Below are 19,080 nucleotides of genomic sequence, written 5' to 3'. Positions count from 1 at the left end.
CCGGCGGGCCCGCCTGGTCTCAGTCGTGGAGGATGCGCTGGAACAGCACGTGGTCCTGCCAGCGCCCCGCGATCTTCAGGTAGGCCGGGGCGACGCCGATGCGTTCGAAGCCCGCCCGCGTGAGCACGGACTGCGAAGCGTGGTTCGCGAGCAGGGTGGCCGCCTGGACACGGTGCAGACCGAACCCGAGCGCCGCCTCCAGAACCGCCGCCAGCGCTGTCGAGGCCAGCCCCTGGCCGGTATGGGCCCTGTCGAGCCAGTAGCCCACCATCGCGCTCTGGAAGGCGCCGCGAACGATGGCGCTCAGGTCGATCGCGCCGGCGATCTCGGCGCCGTCGACCAGCACCAGCGGCAGGCCGGTGCCGAGATCGCGCATCGCGAGAAGCTCGCGGGTGCGCGCCAGCTGCCCCTCCTCGGTGAAGAACTCCTCGGTGCGGGTGGGGTCCCACGGGGCGAGGTGCCCCCGATTGCGGACGTAGGCCGCCGCGAGCGCCGCGGCGTCCTGCTCGCGGCGCACGCGCAGGGTCAGGCCGCCGGGCAGCTCGCGGTCGGCGAATTCGAGCGTCATCAGTAGCGGTAGTGGTCGACCTTGTACGGGCCGTCCACGGGCACACCGATGTAGGCGGCCTGCTCCTCGGTCAGGACCGTCAGCTCGACGCCCAACGAGGCGAGGTGGAGGCGTGCGACCTTCTCGTCGAGGTGCTTCGGCAGCACGTACACGCCGACCGGGTAGTTCTCGCGGGAGACGTACAGCTCGAGCTGCGCGAGCACCTGGTTCGCGAACGAGTTGCTCATCACGAAGCTCGGGTGGCCGGTGGCGTTGCCGAGGTTCATGAGCCGGCCCTCGGAGAGCACCAGGATGCTGCGGCCCGTCGGCAGGCGCCACTCGTGCACCTGCGGCTTGATCTCGATCTTCTCGGCACCCGGGAGTGCCTCGAGTGAGGCCATGTCGATCTCGTTGTCGAAGTGTCCGACGTTGGCGACGATCGCGAGGTGCTTGAGCCCGAGCAGGTGGTCGAGCGTCACCACGTTCAGGTTGCCCGTCCCGGTGATGAGGATGTCCACCTGGTCGATGACCGACTCGAGCCGCGCCACCTGGAAGCCGTCCATGGCGGCCTGGAGCGCGTTGATCGGGTCGACCTCGCTGACGATGACGCGCGCACCCTGGCCCCGCAGCGCCTCGGCGGCCCCCTTGCCCACGTCGCCGTATCCGGCCACGAAGGCGACCTTGCCGCCCATCAGGACGTCGGTGGCCCGGTTGAGGCCGTCCGGGAGGGAGTGGCGGATGCCGTACTTGTTGTCGAACTTGCTCTTGGTGACCGAGTCGTTGACGTTGATCGCCGGGAACAGGAGGTCGCCGGCCTTGGCGAGCTCGTACAGACGGTGGACGCCGGTGGTGGTCTCCTCCGTCACGCCGATGATGCCGTCCGCGATCCGCGTCCAGCGGTCGGCCGACATCGCGAGCGAAGCGCGGAGCGCGGCGAGGATGACACGGTACTCGTGGCTGTCCCCTTCAGTGTCGTCCGGGACGGCGCCGGCGGCCTCGAACTCACGACCCTTGTGCACGAGCAGCGTGGCGTCGCCGCCGTCGTCGAGGATCAGGTTCGGGCCGGTCCAATCGGCTCCCGCCGCCTCGGCTTCCGCGCTCCAGTCGAAGATCTGCTGGGTGCACCACCAGTACTCCTCCAGCGACTCGCCCTTCCAGGCGAAGACCGGGACTCCGGCGGGCGCGGCGACGGTGCCGGTCGGGCCGACGGCGACAGCGGCGGCGGCGTCGTCCTGGGTGGAGAAGATGTTGCAGCTCGCCCAGCGCACCTGGGCGCCGAGGGCCACGAGCGTCTCGATGAGGACCGCGGTCTGGACGGTCATGTGGAGGGATCCGGCGATGCGGGCCCCTGCGAGCGGCTGCGAGGCGCCGAACTCCTCGCGAAGCGCCATGAGGCCGGGCATCTCGTTCTCGGCGAGTCGCAGCTGGTGGCGGCCCGCCGCGGCGAGCGAGAGGTCGGCGACCTTGAAGGGCAGGGCGGTTTCGGACACGGTCGAAGCAGGCATGGTACCCATTCTCGCATCGGACCGCGCCGAAGAGGCGATCCGTGACGGCCGGGTCGCCGTCAGGCGCGGATGAGCGCGAGGACCTCGTCGCGGATGCGCACCATCGTCGCGGCGTCGGCGGCCTCCACGTTGAGCCGCAGCAGCGGCTCGGTGTTCGAGGAGCGCACGGAGAACCACCAGAACGGGTCGTCCTGGCCGACCTGCCCGATGACCGTCAGCCCGTCGAGCTCGTCGAACTCGGCTCGGGAGGCGAACGCCTCCACGACGCGGGTGAAGGCGGCCGGCACGTCGTCGACGGTCGAGTTGATCTCTCCCGACATGGCGTAGGGCGAGAAGGCGGCGGCCAGCTCCGACAGCGGGCGGTCCTGCCCGCCGAACTCGGCGAGGAGGTGCATCGCGGCGAGCATCCCGTTGTCGGCGCTCCAGAAGTCCCGGAAGTAGTAGTGCGCCGAGTGCTCGCCGCCGAAGACCGCGCCCGACGCGCGCATGGCGTCCTTGATCAGCGAGTGGCCGACGCGCGTGCGCAGCGGGGTCGCGCCCGCGGCCTCGATCGTCTCGGGGACGATGTTCGATGTGATGAGGTTGTGGATGACCGTGATCTCGGCGTCCGGCTCGGCGGCGCGCGCACGGGCGATCTCGCGCAGCGCGACGATCGCCGCCACGGCGGACGGCGTGACCGGGTCCCCGTTGCCGTCGACGACGAAGCAGCGGTCGGCGTCTCCGTCGAACGCGAGCCCCAGGTCGGCGCCGTGCTCCACGACCGCCTTCTGCAGGTCGACCAGATTGGAGGGCTCGAGCGGGTTCGCCTCATGGTTCGGGAAGGTGCCGTCGAGCTCGAAGTACAGCGGGATGATCGTGATCGGAAGCGCCGGGAGACCGGCCGCCTCGCCCAGCACCGCCGGGACCGTGAGGCCGCCCATACCGTTGCCCGCGTCGACGACGACGGTGATGGGCCGGATGCCGGAGAGGTCGACGAGCGACCGCAGATAGGCGGCGTAGGAGGCGAGCACGTCCTCCTCGCGGTAGGTGCCCGGCGAGGCCACCGCTGCGATCCCCTCGGCCAGGTAGGCGGCCGCACGCTCACGCACCCCGGCGAGCCCGGTCTCCATGCTCAGCCCCTGCGCTCCCGCGCGGGAGAGCTTGATGCCGTTGTAGGTGGCGGGGTTGTGACTGGCGGTGAACATCGCCGCGGGCGCGGCCAGGGCCCCCGAGGCGTAGTAGGACTCGTCTGTCGAGCAGAGCCCGATCGAGACCACGTCTGCACCCCGCGCCTGCGCGCCACGTGCGAATGCGGCGGCGAAACCCGGTGACGAGTCGCGCATGTCGTGTCCGACGACCAGGTCCCCACCGGCCGCGCCGACCTCGTCGACGAAGGCGGCGCCGATCGCCTCGACGACCTCCGGCGTCAGCTGGTCGCCCACCAGACCCCGGATGTCGTAAGCCTTGACGACGGCGTCGAGCGAGGAGCGGAGGGTGTCAGAGTTGCGACTGTTCACGCCCCATAACCTACTTCACCGAACACCTCGTGCCGCACGATGCTCCACCCCTGCGGCGCGGAGAGCCGCTCGGCGTGGATGGCGCAGAGGTCGTAGGTGTGCGGCTCGTGCGAGAGGCTGAGCGGGCCGAGCACCGCCATCGAGTCCGCGTAGACGTAGGTGAGGGTCGCGACAGCGTCGCGAGGGCACGCGACACGGGAACACGGACGGCTCAACATCGGGGTCAGGATACCGGAGCGCGTCCGACGTAGGATGGCGACATGCCCCGCAACCGCCGCACCAGCAGCCAGCCGCCGGCCACCAGCAGGTGGCGCAGCCGGCACGGGCGCGGGGCCCGGGGGCCGGTCACCGGTCCGCATCTGCCGATGCTGCAGAACCGCATCGACTTCTTCGACATGACCGTCGCCTCCACGGCCGACTACCTCAAAGGGGTGTGGCCGCAGGAGCTCGCGGACGTCCACTTCGACGTCGCCGCGACCCCTATCGGCAACTCCGGGACGGATGGCGTCGACCGCTGGCGCGTCGACCACTCCCGCCGCCGGATCGTCCTCTACCGTGTGCCGATCCAGCGATTGACGAAACTGCACCGTGAGGACGACATCCACCGGCGCATGTACATCGAGGGCTGCGTGTTCCGGGCCGTCGCCGAGCTGCTCGGCAAGGATCCGTGGGACCTGGCTCCCGACCGCTTCCGCCACTTCTGACAGGCCGGAGTCCCCGCTCGCACCGGGACCGCCTGTCGCGGGTCAGTGCGCGTAGACGTCGATCGGTGCGGCGAGCGGCCCGGGCGGTGCGAGAGCGAACGCACTCGTCAGGCCGTCCCCGGCGAAAGTCACCCCGCCACGCAGGCCGTCCGCATTGGTGACCGTGTAGCGGTTCGCGCTGAGCCCGATGTTCGCCGCCCCCTCCGCGGGGACGACGAGGTCGGTCGGTTTGCCGCCGTCGGGCGTGACCGTCACCTTCTGGTCCTTCTCCGACGCGTTGGTCAGGTGCAGCGTCCCACCGGCCCCGGAGGGGATCGCGGCGAGGAACGTGTCCCGGAGCGGTTCGGACGAGACGAACCAGGCGAAGTCTCTCGTCTTCGTGCCGATCGACGTCGTCCGCGCGGCCGCGACGACCGGGACGGAGGAGTTGACGGTGACCGTGTAGCTGCCGTCCTTGAGGTTCTCCAGCGGGATCTCGGCGACGTTGCCGGACTTCACCGTCTGCGCGTACGACGTGCCGGCTGCGGTGGCTTCCTCCCCCACCGCGCCGATGGTGACCTCGGCGTCCTTGTCTCCCGGGACGAAGATCCGCACGGCGGGGAACTCCACGCCGACGCTTTCGCCCGACTGTGCCGCGGTCACCTTCGCGAGACCGGCGATCGTCATGCCGGGGATGACCTGCTGCCGTGAGGGAGCGCCGGTGCCTCCCGTGAGCTCGGCACCCTGCGGCTGGATGCCCTGCTCGAAGCTCTGCTGCATCGTGGCGACGACCTCGCCGCCCGTCGTCTGCACGTGTACGACGGGCGCGGCGGCGGCAGGGGCCAGCCCGGCGAGCGGGACGACCTTCTGCCCGCCGGCGGGCACGACGATGCCGGTGGCGCCCGGCGCACTGACGGTGCCCGTCTCGGTGTAGATGCTGAGCGACACGGTCGCATCGACCGAGGTCGGGTTGGCGAGCAGGACGAGACTCGTCTGGCCGAGCGAGGTGGCGCCGGCCACGAGCCACGTGTCGGCGGCGGGCTCTGCGCAGGCCGCGGAGGTCAGGCCCGCGAGGTCGTCGGAGGCCGCGTTCTGCAGCTGTGCACCGGCGAAGAGCGGAGGCGTGCGCGATCCGTGCGGGGTGCTCACCGTGAGAGCCTGGGGCGTCTCCGACCCGTGCCCCCCGTCGGAGTCCGGCTTCAGATCAGTGACCTGCACGTCGGGCCCGTCCGTTCCGTAGCTGGTCGTCGCTTCGCCGATCGGGCTGGCCTGTGTGGCGGAACCGGAGTCGGCGGCGAGGGCCAGGACGGGACCGGGGCACACCCGCTGCTGATCGGCCGGGACCGGGCGCACGGTGGCCGCCGGGGCGCCGATCGCGAAGTCGGGCAGCGGGAGGAGGGTCGCACCCGCGATGGCGACGACCGCCACCCCGGCGCCGATCAGGCCGCCCAGCGCGCGCGCTCCGATGCGGGCGATTCCACGCTTGTCAGCCACGGTCGCCTCCTGGCTCGGTCACGCGTCGGGGTCGGATGATCGTCTCCTCGAGTCCGTCGTCGAGAGTGGTGGGCTCGTCCACCACCGGCACGGGGCGGGTGGGGAGCCTGGATTCCGATGACGGCGTCGCGCCGCCCGCGATGGCCGTGTCGGCCGTCTCCTGCTCGGAGGCGTCCGGCAGGGCAACGGCGACCGGCGCCGGCCCGACGAGCGGGACGCGGTCCGCGCCTGCACGCTGCTCGGCCGGCGACGTCGGCGGGAGTGCGGGGATGACCGGTGCCGACTCCGGCTTCGGCCCGTGCTCGGACTCAGGCTCGTGCTCTGTCTCAGGCTCGTGCTCTGTTTCCGGCTCGTGCCCGGGATCCGGCTCCGGCTCGACCGCACGGGCCTCGTCCTCGTCCGCGGACTCGACGGCGGCCTCGTCCTCCGGCTCGGCCTCGTACTCGTCGAGGCTCTCCTCCGCGATGGTCTCTTCGCCCGCGACGGGCGCATCGGGGCGGTCGTCGGGCTCCACGGCCGTGATGTCGTCGTCGACCCCTCTGCCCTGGGCGCGGCGGGCGTTCAGCTCGGCGACGCGGTCGGCGGAACGCGTGGTGGGGATGGACAGCAGGAGCGTCACACCGATCACGATGCCCTGGACGAGCAGCACCAGCACTCGCCAGATCCCACCGGCGTCGGTCGGGATCTGCGCGGCGGCGGGCACGGCGCTCGTCCCCCGGTCGAACGCCCAGAGCACTCCGCTCGACGTGGTGCCGACGCTGGAGAGCACCGGGTTGGCGTCGAGCGCGACGGTGGCGCGGGTGGAGGTGGCCGACGCCGTCGTGCTGGCTCGCTCGTCGAGAGCCGTCGCGGGAGGGGCGAGCAGGACGAAGTCGATGCCGAGCTGCTTCAGCTGCGACGTCGCGTCGAATCCGCTGCGCGATGCGAGGTTTCCTGCGATGGTCGCGAGGCGCTTCTGGTCCGCGGTCAGAGAGCGTTCGGTCGTGCTCAGCGTGGACTGGTCGTCGAGCGTCTGCCCGCTGCCCCGCACGACCTCGGCGGCGATGCCGCCGTCGGGTTGCGGGGTGATCCGGAGCGTCCCGGTGCGTGGCTGGGTCGATGCTTTGGCGGTGACGACGGCCGGCATGGTGCGGCCGTCGCTCTCGCTCACCACAGCGTCGTCGCGGTGTGCCATCAGGGCCACGGGCGTCGCGACGATCGCGATCGCGACGATGCCGGCCCAGGCGGGGTAGACCGCCGCGCGCCCGAGCGCCGAGAGCGCGAGCACTGCGGCGCCCGTCAGCCCGAGCCAGTAGAGGCTCACGGCGGTCCCCGGCCAGATCGGCACGACCGTCCCTCCCGTGACGGCGACCTGGAGGTGCAGAGCGGCCACGGCCGTCACGAATCCGGTCAGCGCGACGACGAGGGCGACGATCGCACGGACCGTCCCGCGCAGGAAGAGCGCGAGGAGGGCCAGGATGCCGAGCGGGGCGAGGAGCACCGCCACCACGAGGGTGGGCGCCTGGGCGAAGCCGTTCCCGGCGAGGAGCTCGTGCCAGCCGCCGAGGAGGCCGTCCGGGAAGCCGAGCGCCAGCTGCCACGCCGGCGTCTGCCGGGTGTCGAGCGGCACGCCGGGATCGGCCAGGATCGACAGCCAGGCTCCGCGCGCGCCCTGTTGCCAGACGAGCGGGCCGAACAGCACGACGGCGGGCAGGGGGATGAACGCTATACGTGCGGCACGCCGCCCGGCGAACACGATCGCGGCGATCCAGGCGACCACCAGGGCCGGGATCAGGATCGGTGCGCATGCGGCCGTCGCCGCGGCGAGCAGGGCGGTCGTCGCGCTCGCGGCCCACGATCGGCGCGCCGCGAGCCCGGCGAAGAACAGCCACGGCAGCAGCAGGTGGGCGAGCACGGCCGACGGGCGGCCATCCTGCATGGCCAGGAGGAGGGTCGGGGCGAATGTGTAGACCAGGGCGCCGAACACGCGCAGCATCGTGCGGGACGTCAGGCGCGCGGCCGCCAGCCAGGCGCCGAGCGCGGTGACCGGCAGAGCGGCCAGGTAGAGGACGACGAGGGAGAGCGACGGCTGCCAGAAGGTCAGCGAGCCGAGAACGGCGAGCACCGCGGAGAACGGATCGGCCGCTCCGGTGAACCCGAGGCTCACATCCCGCCAGCCGTAGCCGAGATTGGCCCAGAGCTGTCCCACGGACGTGTCGAGCGGAAGCAGCCCGCCGCCGGAGAGGGCGCCCGAGCCGACGAGCGGGAAGAACATCGCGACGCCGACGACGAGCGCGATCAGGACGGTCCAGCCGCCCCCGGTGGCGAAGAAGTCGAGCTCCTGCTTCTCGCCCTGCTGCGAGACCAGAGCGGCCTCCCGCTTGAGCGCGCGCGCCCGCCGGACCTCTGAGAACGGGATGCGCAGCGGCGCCACTGCCGCCCAGGTGACGGTGCGGCTCCGCGCGAGTCGCCGTCGCGCAGTGCTCACCGCGAGCCCGGAGAAGGCGACCCGGAAGGCCGCGGCGAGTTCGCCGCCGATCGATCCCGGTTCCTTGCGCAGGAGACGCAGCAGCGAGCGGAGGATGGCGAGCGGCACGAGGCTGAGCCAGTGGAACGGCACCGCCCCTCCGGGCGCGTAGGCCATGCGACGGTGCAGCTGGGCGGCGCGACGCTCCTTCACCAGACGGCGGCGTACGCGCCACTTCGGCGAGAGGTTCGGGCCGGCCAGGCCGTCGCCGCCGATGGCGACGCGGGCCTGCGCGACCAGCGTGACGCGGAAGCCGGCGAGCCGTGCTCTGGTGCAGAAGTCGAGGCCGTCGTCGGCCGTCGGCAGGGCGGGATCGAAGCCGTCGAGCGCCTCCCACAGCTGCTGACGGACGAGCATGCCCGCGGAGGAGACCGCGAGGACGTCGGTCAGCCCATCGTGCTGCGCCTGGTCGAGTTCGTTCTCGACCAGCGGCACCGAGGCGCCGAACGGAGTCATCGTCTCGCCGAACTCCCGGATGAACGCCGGGTCGTCCGCGTCGACGAGCTTCGGTCCGACCACCGCGACCGACGGGGAGACTTCGAGCGCACCCAGCAGGGCGGCGAGCGCCTCGGGCTCCGGCGCGGTGTCGTGCGCCAGCAGCCAGATCAGCTCGTCCGAGGAGGTCGTGGGGGGCAGCACACGGACGGCCGTGGCGATGGCGGCGCCGAACGGGAGGCGCTCGGGGACGCTCAGCAGCTGGGTCGGGCCGGACTCGGACAGCAGGCGCGCTGCGTCGTCGCTCGTCGCGCAATCGACGGCGATCACGGCGTCCGGTCTTCTCGTCTGGGCCGCGAGGGCGTCGAGAGTGCGCTCGAGACGGGGGCCGCCGCTGTGGGCGACGACGATGGCGGTGACTCTCGGATACATCGGGAGTCAGCCTAGGTTGGGGTCACGCCGATCGCGGTAGTGCCTCGGGCGCGGCGTGGATTCGATCGGGTTCAGCCGGCGCGCTTACGGAGTTTGCGTCGCTCGCGCTCCGACAGGCCGCCCCAGATGCCGAAGCGCTCGTCGTTCGCCAGCGCGTACTCCAGGCACTGCGACCGCACCTCGCAGGAGGTGCAGATGCGCTTCGCGTCGCGCGTCGATCCGCCCTTCTCGGGGAAGAACGCCTCGGGGTCCGTCTGCGCGCACAGCGCGTCCGACTGCCAGGCGAGAGGATTCTCCTCCGCGTCGTCGGCGTTGGCCCGCACACCCGGGACTCCGAGCCGGACCGGATCGATGAACCAGTCGTCGGGTACCCCAGAACGATATTCAGGAACTGTCATATCGGTCTCCCCCACCCCTCCTACTGTCGACTGCTAGCGCACGCATTATGACGTGTCGGAATAATTACACCGTTGTCATTCGCGTCCGTCAAGTCGCGAATCGTAAAGCCTTAAGCCATGGTCGAGACTTCACGACGCGCCGACCGTCGACAACAATCGCGACACGCCCGGGCGTTCTACCCCCGCGGAGGCGGTGTCACGACGCCGCCTGGCGTGCTTCCCAGGCGCTGCGCACCATCTGCTCGAGGGTGTGGCGCATCTTCCAGTCGAGATCGCGCGCGGCGAGCTCACCTGAGGCCACGATCCTCGCGGGATCGCCCGCCCGTCGAGGCCCCACTTCTGGGGTGAAGGCGATCCCGGTCACCGCGGCGACGGTGGACATGATCTGTCCCACACTCACACCGTCGCCGCTGCCGAGGTTGTAGACGGGCTCGATGGACTCCCCTGCGTCCAGGCGCTTCGCGGCCGCCACGTGAGACACGGCGAGGTCGGCGACATGGATGTAGTCGCGGACACACGTGCCGTCCGGCGTCGGATAGTCGGTGCCGTTGATCCGCGGAGTGCGGCCGTCGACGAGGGCGTCGAAGACCAGCGGAAAGAGATTGTGCGGACTGGTGTCACGCAGCGCGATGTCCCCGGAGCCGACCACGTTGAAGTAGCGGAGCGACGTGTGCCGCAGCGCTGCGGCGACTCCCTGGTCACGGAGCAGCCACTCGCCGATGAGCTTGGACTCGCCGTACGGCGACTCCGGACTCTTGGGCGTCGTCTCGGTGACGATGTCCACATCGGGCGTCCCGTACACCGCCGCGGAGGACGAGAACACGATCGCGTCGACCCCGGCCTCCTGCATCGCCGCGAGCAGCACCGCCGTGGCGGTCACATTCTGCTCGTACGTGTGCAGCGGCCGCTGCACCGAGACCCCCGCGTACTTGAAGCCGGCCACGTGCACGACGCCGGTGATGGGGTTCTCGGCGAAGACGCGCTCGAGCAGGGCGCCGTCCAGGATGGTGCCGCGGTAGAAAGGGACTCCGGCCGGGACGAACGCCTCATGTCCGCTGGAGAGGTCGTCCACCACCACCACGTCGATGCCCTCGTCGCGGAACGCCCGCACCACGTGCGAGCCGATGTAGCCCGCTCCTCCGGTCACCAACCACGCCACGGACGATCCTCCCGATCTGCTCGACTGTCGAGTCCAGGAGAACCCTATCGCGGGCGGATCACACGAATGCCGCCTCCCCGGTGATGGCGCGGCCCACGATCAGGGTGTTCATCTCGCGGGTCCCCTCGTACGAGTACAGCGCCTCCGCGTCCGCGAAGAAGCGCGCGACGTCGTACTCGAGCACGATGCCGTTGCCGCCGAGGATCTCGCGGCACCAGGCGACGGTCTCGCGCATCCGGGCGGTCGCGAACGCTTTCGCGAGCGCCGAGTGCTCGTCGCGCTGCTGCCCGTCGTCGAGCATCTGGGAGACCCGGGTGCAGAGTGCGATCGAGGCCGTGATGTTGCCGATCGACTTCACGAGGAGGTCCTGGATGAGCTGGTGCTTGGCGATCGGCTTGCCGAACTGGACCCTCTCCTGCGCGTAGCGCAGGGCGGCCTCGTAGGCACCGACCGCCACCCCGACCGCCGCCCACGCCACTTCGGCGCGCGTCAGCCGCAGCACGGCCGCCGTGTCGCGGAAGCTGTTGGCGTTCTGCAGGCGCAGGGACTCGGGGACGACCACGTTCTCGAGGGTGATGTCGGCGTTCTGGACCATGCGCAGCGACTGCTTGCCCTCGATCTTCGTGGCCGTGTACCCGGGCGTGGAGGTCGGGACGATGAAGCCCTTCACCTGGCCGTCATCGGCGCTCTTCGCCCAGATCACGGTGATGTCGCTGAAGGTGGCGTTGCCGATCCAGCGCTTCGACCCGTTGAGGATCCAGTTGTCGCCGTCCCGTGTGGCGACCGTCTGCAGACCCTGCGCCGAGTCGGACCCGGAGGTCGGCTCGGTCAGTCCGAAGGCGCCGATCACCTCGCCGCTGGCGAGCCTGGGGAGCCACTCGGCGCGCTGCTCCGGCGAGCCGCACACCCCGACCGCTCCGAGGGCGAGACCGTTCTGCACGCCGACGTAGGTGCTGACCGAGGCGTCCACCCGGGCGAGCTCGAGAGCGACCCAGCCGCGGAAGACGGCCGAGTTCTCGAACGCGGCCGTCTCGGGGAAGCCGAGACCGATCGTGCCCGTGCCGTGCAGCACCTCCACGATCTGGTGCGGGAACTCGGCGCGCTCCCAGTATTCGTTGACGATCGGCTTGATCTTCGTCTCGAGCTCCGAGCGGAGGTTCACGAGGAAGTCCTTCTCCCGCTCGCCGAGAAGGCTCTCGAAGCCGTAGAAGTCGCTCGCGAGTGTCTCGAAGGCCATGTCTGCTCCAGTGCGTCCAGGGGTCGGCGGGCCGCCGCGCGGCCAGCGCCAGCCTAGGCAGCGGTGCGCCGTCGCACAAAGCGGTTGGTAGTTTGATCTAACCGGACCGAAGGGATCACGACGGATGTTTGTGCGCATCGGCAACACGCCGCGGGACTACGCCTGGGGATCGCGCACCGCGATCGCCGAGCTGCTGGGCACTCCGCCGAGCGGACACCCCGAGGCCGAGCTGTGGCTCGGCGCACATGCCGGCTCGCCGGCTCGGATCCTCGACCCCGCGCAGACCGGCGGGGCCGCCGACCTCGCGGCCTGGGCGGAGACCGCACACCTGCCGTACCTCCTGAAGGTCCTCGCCGCCGCCGGCCCGCTCTCGCTCCAGGCGCACCCGTCGTCCGAGCAGGCCCGCGCCGGCTTCGAGCGGGAGAATGCCGCCGGGCTGGCTGCGGACTCCCTCGAGCGCAACTACAAGGACCCGTTCCACAAACCGGAGCTGATCTTCGCCCTCTCGGATCCGTTCGAAGCGCTCTGCGGCTTCCGCGACCCGGCTGCGAGCAGGCGGGCCCTCGACGCCCTGGCCGCGGTCTCCGGCGACGGGCGGATCTCGGCCTTCGCCGCCACGCTCGACGGCGACGCCGGCGCCGTGCTCCGCCGGGCCACCGAGTGGCTGCTCGGCGGCGACCCGGCCGTCGCGGGGCTCGTCGACGCCGTCGTCTCCGCCGCACGAGACGCCGACGGGCGCGACGCCGACACCGTCCGGATGCTCTCGGCGGCGTTCCCCGGCGATCCGGGCATCGTGCTCGCGCTGCTGCTCAACCGCGCGACACTCGCACCCGGCCAGGTGCTCTATCTGCCGGCCGGCAACATCCACGCGTACCTCTCGGGTCTCGGCATCGAGCTCATGGCCGCGTCGGACAACGTGCTGCGCGGGGGTCTCACCCCGAAGCGGATCGACGTGCCCGAGCTCGTCTCCATCCTCGACTTCGCGCCGATCGTCGCGACGCCGCTGGCTCCCGAGCACCCGGCGGCGGGGGTCGAGGTCTTCCGGCCCGACGTCCCGGACTTCGCACTCGAGCACATCGTGGTCGGCGGGGACGTCACGTCCGCACCGATCGACCTGCCCGGGACCGCGATCGCGCTCTGCACGTCCGGCGCCGTCGAGCTGACCGGGACGCAGGGCGGGACGCTCACCCTGCAGCGGGGGGAGGCGGCCGTCGTGACCGCCGACGAGGGCGACCTGACCGCCACCGGCGCCGGAACCCTCTTCGTCGCCACACCCAACCGGTGACGGACCGCTCGGGGCCCGGCGACCCGCGGGTCGGCTATCCTGCCCGGGTGACCACCGCTTCCTCGCCGCTCGCCGCGCGCAGCCGCGCCGCCCGGACGACGACCGGGACCGCGGCGTCCGTCTTCGCCTCGCTCCTGCTCTTCACGCTCTTCGCCGGCGACTTCTGGCGCAACCTCATCAGCTGGCCGGGCTACTTCGTGCTCGCCGCGCTTCTGGCAGCGGGGAGCGTGCTGTTCCTGGTGCGGCTGCGGCCGGCGTTCCGCTGGCGCAAGGCGCCGAAGACACTCGGGCTGTTTCTGCTGCTCGCGGTGGTGTCGATCGCGTGGTCCTCCTATCCGGGCGCCAGCGCTCTCGGCGTCCTCGCCCAGCTGGCGACGACGGCGGCGGCGGTCTTCCTCGCGCTCTGCCTCAGCTGGCCGGGGCTGGTGTCCGCGCTGAGCAACGCGTTCAAGTGGATCCTCGGCCTCTCCCTCGTCTTCGAGCTGATCGTCGCGGTGTTCGTGCGGCGGCCGGTGCTCCCCCTCACGCCGATCCAGCCCGTCCCGTCCGGCAAACTGCCCTCCGCGTTCTACTGGAGCCGGGATCTGCTGTTCCACGGCGGACCGATCCAGGGAATCCTGGGCAACAGCAACCTCCTCGCGATGGTCGCGCTGCTCGCGCTGATCGTCTTCGGAATCCAGCTCGCCGATCGCGCGCCCCGCCGCGGCGTCGTGATCACCTGGCTCGTCGTCGCCGCGCTGACGCTGGCGCTGACCCGGTCGTCGACCGTGATCGTCGCGACGCTGGTCACCGCCGTCGTGCTCGGTTTCGCGCTGTGGACGCGCCGCGTCGCCCCGAGCCGGCGCCGCCCGGTCTATCTCACGGCCGCGGCGACGGCCATCGCGGCTGTCGCGCTCATCGCCATCTTCGCTCCGCGTATCCCCGCACTCCTCGGCAAGAGCGAGGATCTGACCGGGCGGCTCGACATCTGGGAGAAAGTGATCGGGCTCGCGCAGCAGCGCCCGGTCTTTGGGTGGGGATGGGTGAGCTACTGGGCGCCCTGGGTCTCGCCGTTCCACGACCTCGCCGAGCGCAACGGCGTGGTCTACCTGCAGGCCCACAACGCCTGGCTGGACGTCTGGCTGCAGCTCGGCGTCATCGGCCTGATCCTCTTCGGCCTGCTCATCGTGAGCACGCTGTGGCGCTCGTGGTTCACCGCCGTGGACCGGCCGCGCGTCGACGTCGCCGACCGGCTCCCGTACACCGCTACCGCGCTGCTGCCTCTGCTGCTCCTGGCCGCCCTGCTCGCCCAGTCCCTCGCCGAGAGCCGCATCCTGATCGAGGCGGGATGGACCCTCCTCGTCGTGCTCGCGGTGAAGACGAAACAAGCCGCACCGTAGGATTCCAGGTATGGCCGAACCGCGCACCCCCCGGGTCCCCGCCGCGGTGACCGAGTTCCTGGGGTCGGCCCGCTTCAACTCGGCTCTCGCGCTCGTCGCGGTGGGCACCGCGTTCTCGACCCACGCGATCCGCGCCCTGATCGGCTGGCCCGGTCTGATCGGCGTGCTCGGCGGCCTCGCCGTGCTCGCCGCGATCTCGTTCGTCGCGCAGTGGAAGCTGATCGAATGGCACGGCCTGCTCCCGGTGTCGGCGCTGCTGTTCGTCGGCTGGTGCGCGCTGTCACTGCTGTGGAGCCAATACCAGTGGGCGACTCTCGCCGGCGTCATCTACCAGCTGCTGTTCGCCTTCCTCGCCGTCTACATCGCTCTGGTCCGCGACGCCATCCAGATCGTGCGCGTGGTGGGCGACGCCCTGCGCTTCCTGCTGACCGTCTCCCTCGCCCTCGAGGTGCTCAGCGGGCTGCTGATCGATCTGCCGATCACGTTCCTCGGCATCCAGGGCAACATCGCCGTCGGCGGACCGATCCAAGGCCTCTTCGGCACCCGCAACCAGCTCAGCATCGTCGCCCTCATCGCGTTCGTGACCTTCCTGGTCGAGCTGCGGACCCGTTCGGTGCGCCCGCCGCGTGCGGCGTTCTCCATCACCCTCGCCGTGCTCTGCATCCTGCTCGCCCACTCGCCCGTCATCGCGGCGGTCTCACTCGTCGTCGGACTCGCGACCTTCGCCCTGTACCTGATGCGCAAGGTTCCCGTGCACCAGCGCACCTTCGTGCAGTGGGGCCTCGCGATCCTCACCGTCGCCGCGCTCGTGCTGGCGTACCTGTACCGCACCCGCGTGATCGACCTCCTCAACGCGCGCGCCGACTTCCAGGTGCGCTACCGGCTCTGGATCCAGATCTGGGAGCTCATCCCGGTGCAGCAGAGCGTCGGCTGGGGCTGGGTCGGGGCGTGGCCCACCGAGCTGTACCCGTTCACGGCGATCCAGTCGGCCACGGGGGTCTACCATTCCGACGGCTTGAACGCCTATCTCGACGTCTACCTCCAGGTCGGCATCATCGGGCTGCTGCTCTTCGTGGCCCTGATCGCGCTGGCGTTCGTCCGCTCATGGCTCCTGGCCTCGAACCGGCGCAGCGTCGTCTACGCCTGGGCGCCGCTCGTGCTCGTCGCCCTGCTCGTGACGAGCGTGTTCGAGAGCTCGATCCTGGTGGAGGCGGGCTGGCTGCTGCTCATCGTCTGCACGGTGAAGGCGTCGCAGGGGATGAGCTGGCGGTTGCGGCTGCCGCGCCGCGACGCCGCGTGATGCCGCGACGGCGGGATCAGGCGGGCTGCAGGAGGTCGCGGAGCACATCCGCCCTGCCCCGGCTCGCATAGCGCTCGTAGAGGCCGGTCCTCGCCAGACGCAGCACGGGAAGCGCCCGGCGCAGGCGATTCGCCGGGAACTCGGCCCGTGTGCGTTCGAACGACGCCTTGGCCCTGGCCTCGGCCAGCTGCTCGGCGGAGACGCGATCGCCGAGAGCGGCGAGCCGATCCGCCAGCACGGCGAACCGGCTCGCGAGAGTCCGGTTGCGCTCCCCGCGGGCCTCGAGGACGCGGCCGATCTTGCGGGACAGGGTGGGTGCTCCGACGCCGATCTGGTTGGCACCATGCTGCCGGTAGTCGATCGTTGCCGCCCGGACGACACCGACGCGACCGGTCGCCGCAGCGATCATGGCGAGCCACTCGTCGTGCACCCAGTCCGCCGGGAACGGGGTCGCGAGGTCGAGCAGCGAGCGCCGGAAGACCACGGTCGCTCCCGTCGCCAGGTTGCGGCGCAGGAACGCCTCGAACGCCCTCCCGGACTCCTCGGCGGCGAACTCGTGCGGCTGGATCTCCAGCGACTCGAACAGCGTGCGCCCGAGCGGACGACCGTCCGCGTCCACCAGGTCGGCATCGGTGTGCAGGAGCACGAGGTCGGGGTCGGCTGCGAAGCGTTCGCGCAGCACGGCAAGACGGTCGTCATGCCAGCGGTCGTCCTGATCGCTCAAGGCGACGAGCTCCTGGGTCACAGCGCTCACCGCGCGCTCGAAGTTCGCCGTGACACCGAGGGGCGCGCCCGTCCCCTCGAGCACCACGATCGGCACGCCGGTGCCGTCGGCGGCGCGCCGGACGATCTCGAGGCTCCCGTCGCGCGAGCTGTCGTCGGCGACGACGACCTGCTCGGCCGGCGGCTCCTGCTCGAGGATGCTCGCCAGCTGCTCGTCGAGGAACCGGGCGCCGTTGTAAGTGCAGAGCGCGATCCCGACCGTCGGGAACCCGCTCATCGGCGCTTGAGGACCACCGAGAGCACGCCGAGGAACATACCGGCCATGATGGTCTGGGCTCCCAGGATCATCAGGAGCGAGGCGGGGATGGCGATCCGGAGCGTCGCGTTCGCGTCGAGCGCGCCGAACCCTCCGCTCGCCCAGAACGAGAACTGGACGACGGCGATCGCAAGGCCCAGTACGAAGAGGATGACGCCGGCGACCGCGGCCGACTCCAGGCTGATGCGGCGTTCGAGCCGGTCGAAGTTGCGACTGCGCGGTATGCGGAAGCCCTCGTGCTGGGCATAGATCTTCGTCAGGATGGCGAACAGCACCGCTTGGTAGCCGACCACGGAGAGCGCCGCAAGGTAGATCTGGCTGGAGACGTCGAAGCCGACGTCTCCGATGACGAGAGGCCCGAGGCTGAGGAAGAACGTCCCGAGGATCCCGATCGCGAACGCGACCGTCCCCGGCACCAGGAACAGCCAGCGCGGGCTGAAGATCAGCAGGAACCGCAGGTGACGCCACCCGTCGCGCCAGCTGCGCAGGTGCGGCGGGCGCGAACGTCCGTCCTTCTTGAGGGTCGTCGGGACTTCGCTGACCCGCGAGCCGCCGAGTGAGGCCTTGACGACCATCTCGCTCGCGAACTCCATGCCGGTCGTCTGGAGCTTGAGGTCGAGGATCGACTGGCGGTTGAATCCGCGCAACCCGCAGTGGAAGTCTCGGATCGGCGACCGGAAGAAGATGCGGCCGACCGCCGAGAGCACCGGATTCCCGAGGTACTTGTGCAGCGGCGGCATGGCGCCCGGCTCGATCCCGCCGAGGAAGCGATTCCCCATCACCAGCTCGTCGCCGGCGCGCAACCGCTCGACGAAGGGGTCGAGGTTGGCGAAGTCGTAGCTGTCGTCGGCGTCGCCCATGATCACGTAGGTGCCCCGCGCGGCGGCGATCCCGCCGATGAGGGCGGCGCCGTAGCCCTTCTCGGCGACATCGACGACGCGGGCGCCGAGATCGCAGGCGATCTGCTGCGACCCGTCCGTGCTGCCGTTGTCGGCGATGAGGACCTCACCGGACACGCCGCTGCGCTCCAGATAGCCCAGCGCCTTCTCGATGCAGGTCGCCAGGGTCTCCGCCTCGTTGAGGCACGGCATCAGGATCGACAGCTCGATCACGTCGGTCTTCTGCATGCGGGTGGGCGTTCCTTGCTCTCTCGTGGGCGTACCGATACTAGCCGCAGATGCCGTACGGCCCGGCCACGGCTCGCGTGATGCGATAGTGGAGTCGTGAACAGGAATCCAGCCCGGTGACGCCGACCATCGACGTGGTGGTCCCCGTGCACGGCAAATGGGAGCTGACCGCGGCCTGCCTGGCCGCCCTCGCCGCCCAGACCGTGCCGCATCGGGTGATCGTGGTCGACGATGCGAGTCCCGACGACACCCTCGACCGCCTCCGCGAGCACCCGGAGGTGCAGGTGGAGGCCCTCGGCAGCAACCGTGGATTCGCCGCTGCCTGCAACCACGGGATCGCCGCGGGCGACGGAGACATCGTGGTGCTGGTCAACAACGATGTGACGGCCGACCCGCGCATGCTCGAGGAGCTCGTCGCCGCTCTCGGGGCGCACCCGCGCCTCGGCAGCGCCGCCCCCCTGCTGCTGCGGCCGGACGGCCGGGTCGACTCGTACGGGCTGTGCGCCGACGTCACGATGGCCGGCTTCGTGCGCGGTGTCGGGCGGACGCCGGAGGAGGTGATCGCCTCCCCCGGTCACCGGCTGCTCGGTCCCTACGGCGCGGTGGCCGCCTTCCGCCGCGCTGCGCTCGACGAGGTCGGTCTGCTCGACGAGGGGATCTTCATGTACGGCGAGGAGCTCGACCTCGCACTCCGGCTCAGTGCGGCCGGCTGGGGCTGCGCGGCCGCCCCGGATGCGCGGGGAGTGCACCTGGGCGGCGGGACCTCCGGCAAGGCGTCGGCGACGCAGCGCCGACGGGCCGGGTTCGGACGCGGCTACCTGCTGCGCGCCTACGGCGTGCTCGGCAGCTTCGCCGGGGCGCGCGCCGTGATCACCGAGGTCATCGTCTGCGCGGGCGATCTGGTGCTCTCGCGCGATCTGGCCTCGCTGCGCGGGCGATCGAGCGGCTGGCGTGCCGGTGCGAACACCTACCGGCGGTCGCGGTCCATCCCGGGCGTCGACCGCGAGCTGGGCTTCGTGGCCTCCCTCCTGCTCCGCGTCGGCGATCGGCGGGGCTGA

16 protein-coding genes are annotated in these 19,080 nt (G+C 71.0%); 5 read left to right on the top strand and 11 right to left on the bottom strand.

All coding sequences use genetic code 11. The features are described 5' to 3' along the window. Positions 1–19 precede the first annotated feature (19 nt). From IT072_RS06080 to IT072_RS06065, 4 genes are read right to left on the bottom strand one after another with little or no spacing between them, the layout of a single operon-like run. Positions 20–568: a GNAT family N-acetyltransferase gene (locus tag IT072_RS06080; protein WP_223360061.1), complete on the bottom strand. Its 549-nt coding sequence runs from the start codon at positions 566–568 to the stop codon at positions 20–22. After that, positions 568–2,052, bottom strand: a complete 1,485-nt coding sequence (gene ahcY, locus IT072_RS06075; protein WP_223360060.1) for an adenosylhomocysteinase — start codon at positions 2,050–2,052, stop codon at positions 568–570. The genes IT072_RS06080 and ahcY overlap by 1 nt, the downstream gene beginning before the upstream one ends. A 59-nt stretch (positions 2,053–2,111) precedes the next feature. After that, entirely contained in the window at positions 2,112–3,548 is a 1,437-nt protein-coding gene (locus IT072_RS06070; RefSeq protein WP_223360059.1) for a phosphomannomutase/phosphoglucomutase, read from the bottom strand. After that, a complete protein-coding gene (locus tag IT072_RS06065) occupies positions 3,545–3,766 on the bottom strand; it encodes a DUF3499 family protein (RefSeq protein ID WP_223360058.1) in 222 nt (73 codons plus the stop codon). The genes IT072_RS06070 and IT072_RS06065 overlap by 4 nt, the downstream gene beginning before the upstream one ends. A 42-nt stretch (positions 3,767–3,808) precedes the next feature. On the opposite strand from IT072_RS06065, the gene IT072_RS06060 reads away from it, so the two are divergent. Continuing rightward, positions 3,809–4,252 (top strand): metallopeptidase family protein, encoded by a 444-nt coding sequence (locus IT072_RS06060; RefSeq protein ID WP_223360057.1) that lies wholly within the window; start codon positions 3,809–3,811, stop codon positions 4,250–4,252. Between the two features lie 42 nt (positions 4,253–4,294). On the opposite strand, the gene IT072_RS06055 is transcribed toward IT072_RS06060, so the two are convergent. From IT072_RS06055 to IT072_RS06035, 5 genes are all read right to left on the bottom strand, one after another. Beyond that, a complete protein-coding gene (locus IT072_RS06055) occupies positions 4,295–5,725 on the bottom strand; it encodes a DUF5719 family protein (protein ID WP_223360056.1) in 1,431 nt (476 codons plus the stop codon). Further along, complete coding sequence (locus tag IT072_RS06050; protein ID WP_223360055.1) at positions 5,718–9,098, bottom strand: glycosyltransferase family 2 protein; 3,381 nt, start codon at positions 9,096–9,098, stop codon at positions 5,718–5,720. The genes IT072_RS06055 and IT072_RS06050 overlap by 8 nt, the downstream gene beginning before the upstream one ends. A 71-nt stretch (positions 9,099–9,169) precedes the next feature. Beyond that, positions 9,170–9,496: a WhiB family transcriptional regulator gene (locus IT072_RS06045; protein WP_223360054.1), complete on the bottom strand. Its 327-nt coding sequence runs from the start codon at positions 9,494–9,496 to the stop codon at positions 9,170–9,172. A gap of 196 nt (positions 9,497–9,692) precedes the next feature. After that, complete coding sequence (gene galE / locus IT072_RS06040; RefSeq protein WP_223360053.1) at positions 9,693–10,655, bottom strand: UDP-glucose 4-epimerase GalE; 963 nt, start codon at positions 10,653–10,655, stop codon at positions 9,693–9,695. A gap of 58 nt (positions 10,656–10,713) precedes the next feature. Continuing rightward, a complete protein-coding gene (locus IT072_RS06035) occupies positions 10,714–11,892 on the bottom strand; it encodes an acyl-CoA dehydrogenase family protein (protein WP_223360052.1) in 1,179 nt (392 codons plus the stop codon). Positions 11,893–12,016: 124 nt separating this feature from the next. Between IT072_RS06035 and manA the strand changes: the two genes are divergently transcribed. From manA to IT072_RS06020, 3 genes are read left to right on the top strand one after another with little or no spacing between them, the layout of a single operon-like run. After that, positions 12,017–13,177, top strand: coding sequence for a mannose-6-phosphate isomerase, class I (manA, locus tag IT072_RS06030; protein WP_223360051.1), 1,161 nt, complete (start codon positions 12,017–12,019; stop codon positions 13,175–13,177). Between the two features lie 47 nt (positions 13,178–13,224). Then, positions 13,225–14,556 (top strand): O-antigen ligase family protein, encoded by a 1,332-nt coding sequence (locus tag IT072_RS06025; protein ID WP_223360050.1) that lies wholly within the window; start codon positions 13,225–13,227, stop codon positions 14,554–14,556. 10 nt (positions 14,557–14,566) lie between these two features. Continuing rightward, positions 14,567–15,856 carry an O-antigen ligase family protein gene (locus tag IT072_RS06020; RefSeq protein ID WP_223360049.1) on the top strand — a complete coding sequence of 430 codons (1,290 nt, stop codon included), beginning with the start codon at positions 14,567–14,569 and terminating at the stop codon, positions 15,854–15,856. Between the two features lie 16 nt (positions 15,857–15,872). Here IT072_RS06020 and IT072_RS06015 read toward each other — a convergent pair whose 3' ends face one another. Together IT072_RS06015 and IT072_RS06010 are read right to left on the bottom strand one after the other, a co-directional pair. Then, positions 15,873–16,856 (bottom strand): glycosyltransferase family 2 protein, encoded by a 984-nt coding sequence (locus IT072_RS06015; protein ID WP_223360048.1) that lies wholly within the window; start codon positions 16,854–16,856, stop codon positions 15,873–15,875. After that, entirely contained in the window at positions 16,853–18,022 is a 1,170-nt protein-coding gene (locus tag IT072_RS06010; RefSeq protein WP_223360047.1) for a glycosyltransferase family 2 protein, read from the bottom strand. Before IT072_RS06010 ends, IT072_RS06015 begins: the two co-directional genes overlap by 4 nt. Positions 18,023–18,138: 116 nt before the next feature. On the opposite strand from IT072_RS06010, the gene IT072_RS06005 reads away from it, so the two are divergent. Next, a complete protein-coding gene (locus IT072_RS06005) occupies positions 18,139–19,080 on the top strand; it encodes a glycosyltransferase family 2 protein (RefSeq protein WP_223360046.1) in 942 nt (313 codons plus the stop codon).

Origin of the sequence: Leifsonia sp. ZF2019, from assembly GCF_019924635.1 — a bacterium.
Classification (GTDB): Bacteria; Actinomycetota; Actinomycetes; order Actinomycetales; family Microbacteriaceae; genus Leifsonia.
Note: the sequence above shows the minus strand (reverse complement) of the source record. Positions and strands in the feature narration are given on the sequence as shown.

What these genes read in the sequence shown, in the direction of transcription:
- manA (WP_223360051.1), top strand. Translation starts at nt 12,017, where the DNA reads ATGTTTGTGCGCATCGGCAACACGCCGCGGGACTACGCCTGGGGATCG.
- IT072_RS06060 (WP_223360057.1), top strand. Translation starts at nt 3,809, where the DNA reads ATGCCCCGCAACCGCCGCACCAGCAGCCAGCCGCCGGCCACCAGCAGG.
- IT072_RS06080 (WP_223360061.1), bottom strand. Translation starts at nt 568, where the DNA reads ATGACGCTCGAATTCGCCGACCGCGAGCTGCCCGGCGGCCTGACCCTG.
- IT072_RS06065 (WP_223360058.1), bottom strand. Translation starts at nt 3,766, where the DNA reads ATGTTGAGCCGTCCGTGTTCCCGTGTCGCGTGCCCTCGCGACGCTGTC.
- IT072_RS06015 (WP_223360048.1), bottom strand. Translation starts at nt 16,856, where the DNA reads ATGAGCGGGTTCCCGACGGTCGGGATCGCGCTCTGCACTTACAACGGC.
- IT072_RS06035 (WP_223360052.1), bottom strand. Translation starts at nt 11,892, where the DNA reads ATGGCCTTCGAGACACTCGCGAGCGACTTCTACGGCTTCGAGAGCCTT.
- ahcY (WP_223360060.1), bottom strand. Translation starts at nt 2,052, where the DNA reads ATGCCTGCTTCGACCGTGTCCGAAACCGCCCTGCCCTTCAAGGTCGCC.
- IT072_RS06010 (WP_223360047.1), bottom strand. Translation starts at nt 18,022, where the DNA reads ATGCAGAAGACCGACGTGATCGAGCTGTCGATCCTGATGCCGTGCCTC.
- IT072_RS06045 (WP_223360054.1), bottom strand. Translation starts at nt 9,496, where the DNA reads ATGACAGTTCCTGAATATCGTTCTGGGGTACCCGACGACTGGTTCATC.
- IT072_RS06050 (WP_223360055.1), bottom strand. Translation starts at nt 9,098, where the DNA reads ATGTATCCGAGAGTCACCGCCATCGTCGTCGCCCACAGCGGCGGCCCC.
- IT072_RS06020 (WP_223360049.1), top strand. Translation starts at nt 14,567, where the DNA reads ATGGCCGAACCGCGCACCCCCCGGGTCCCCGCCGCGGTGACCGAGTTC.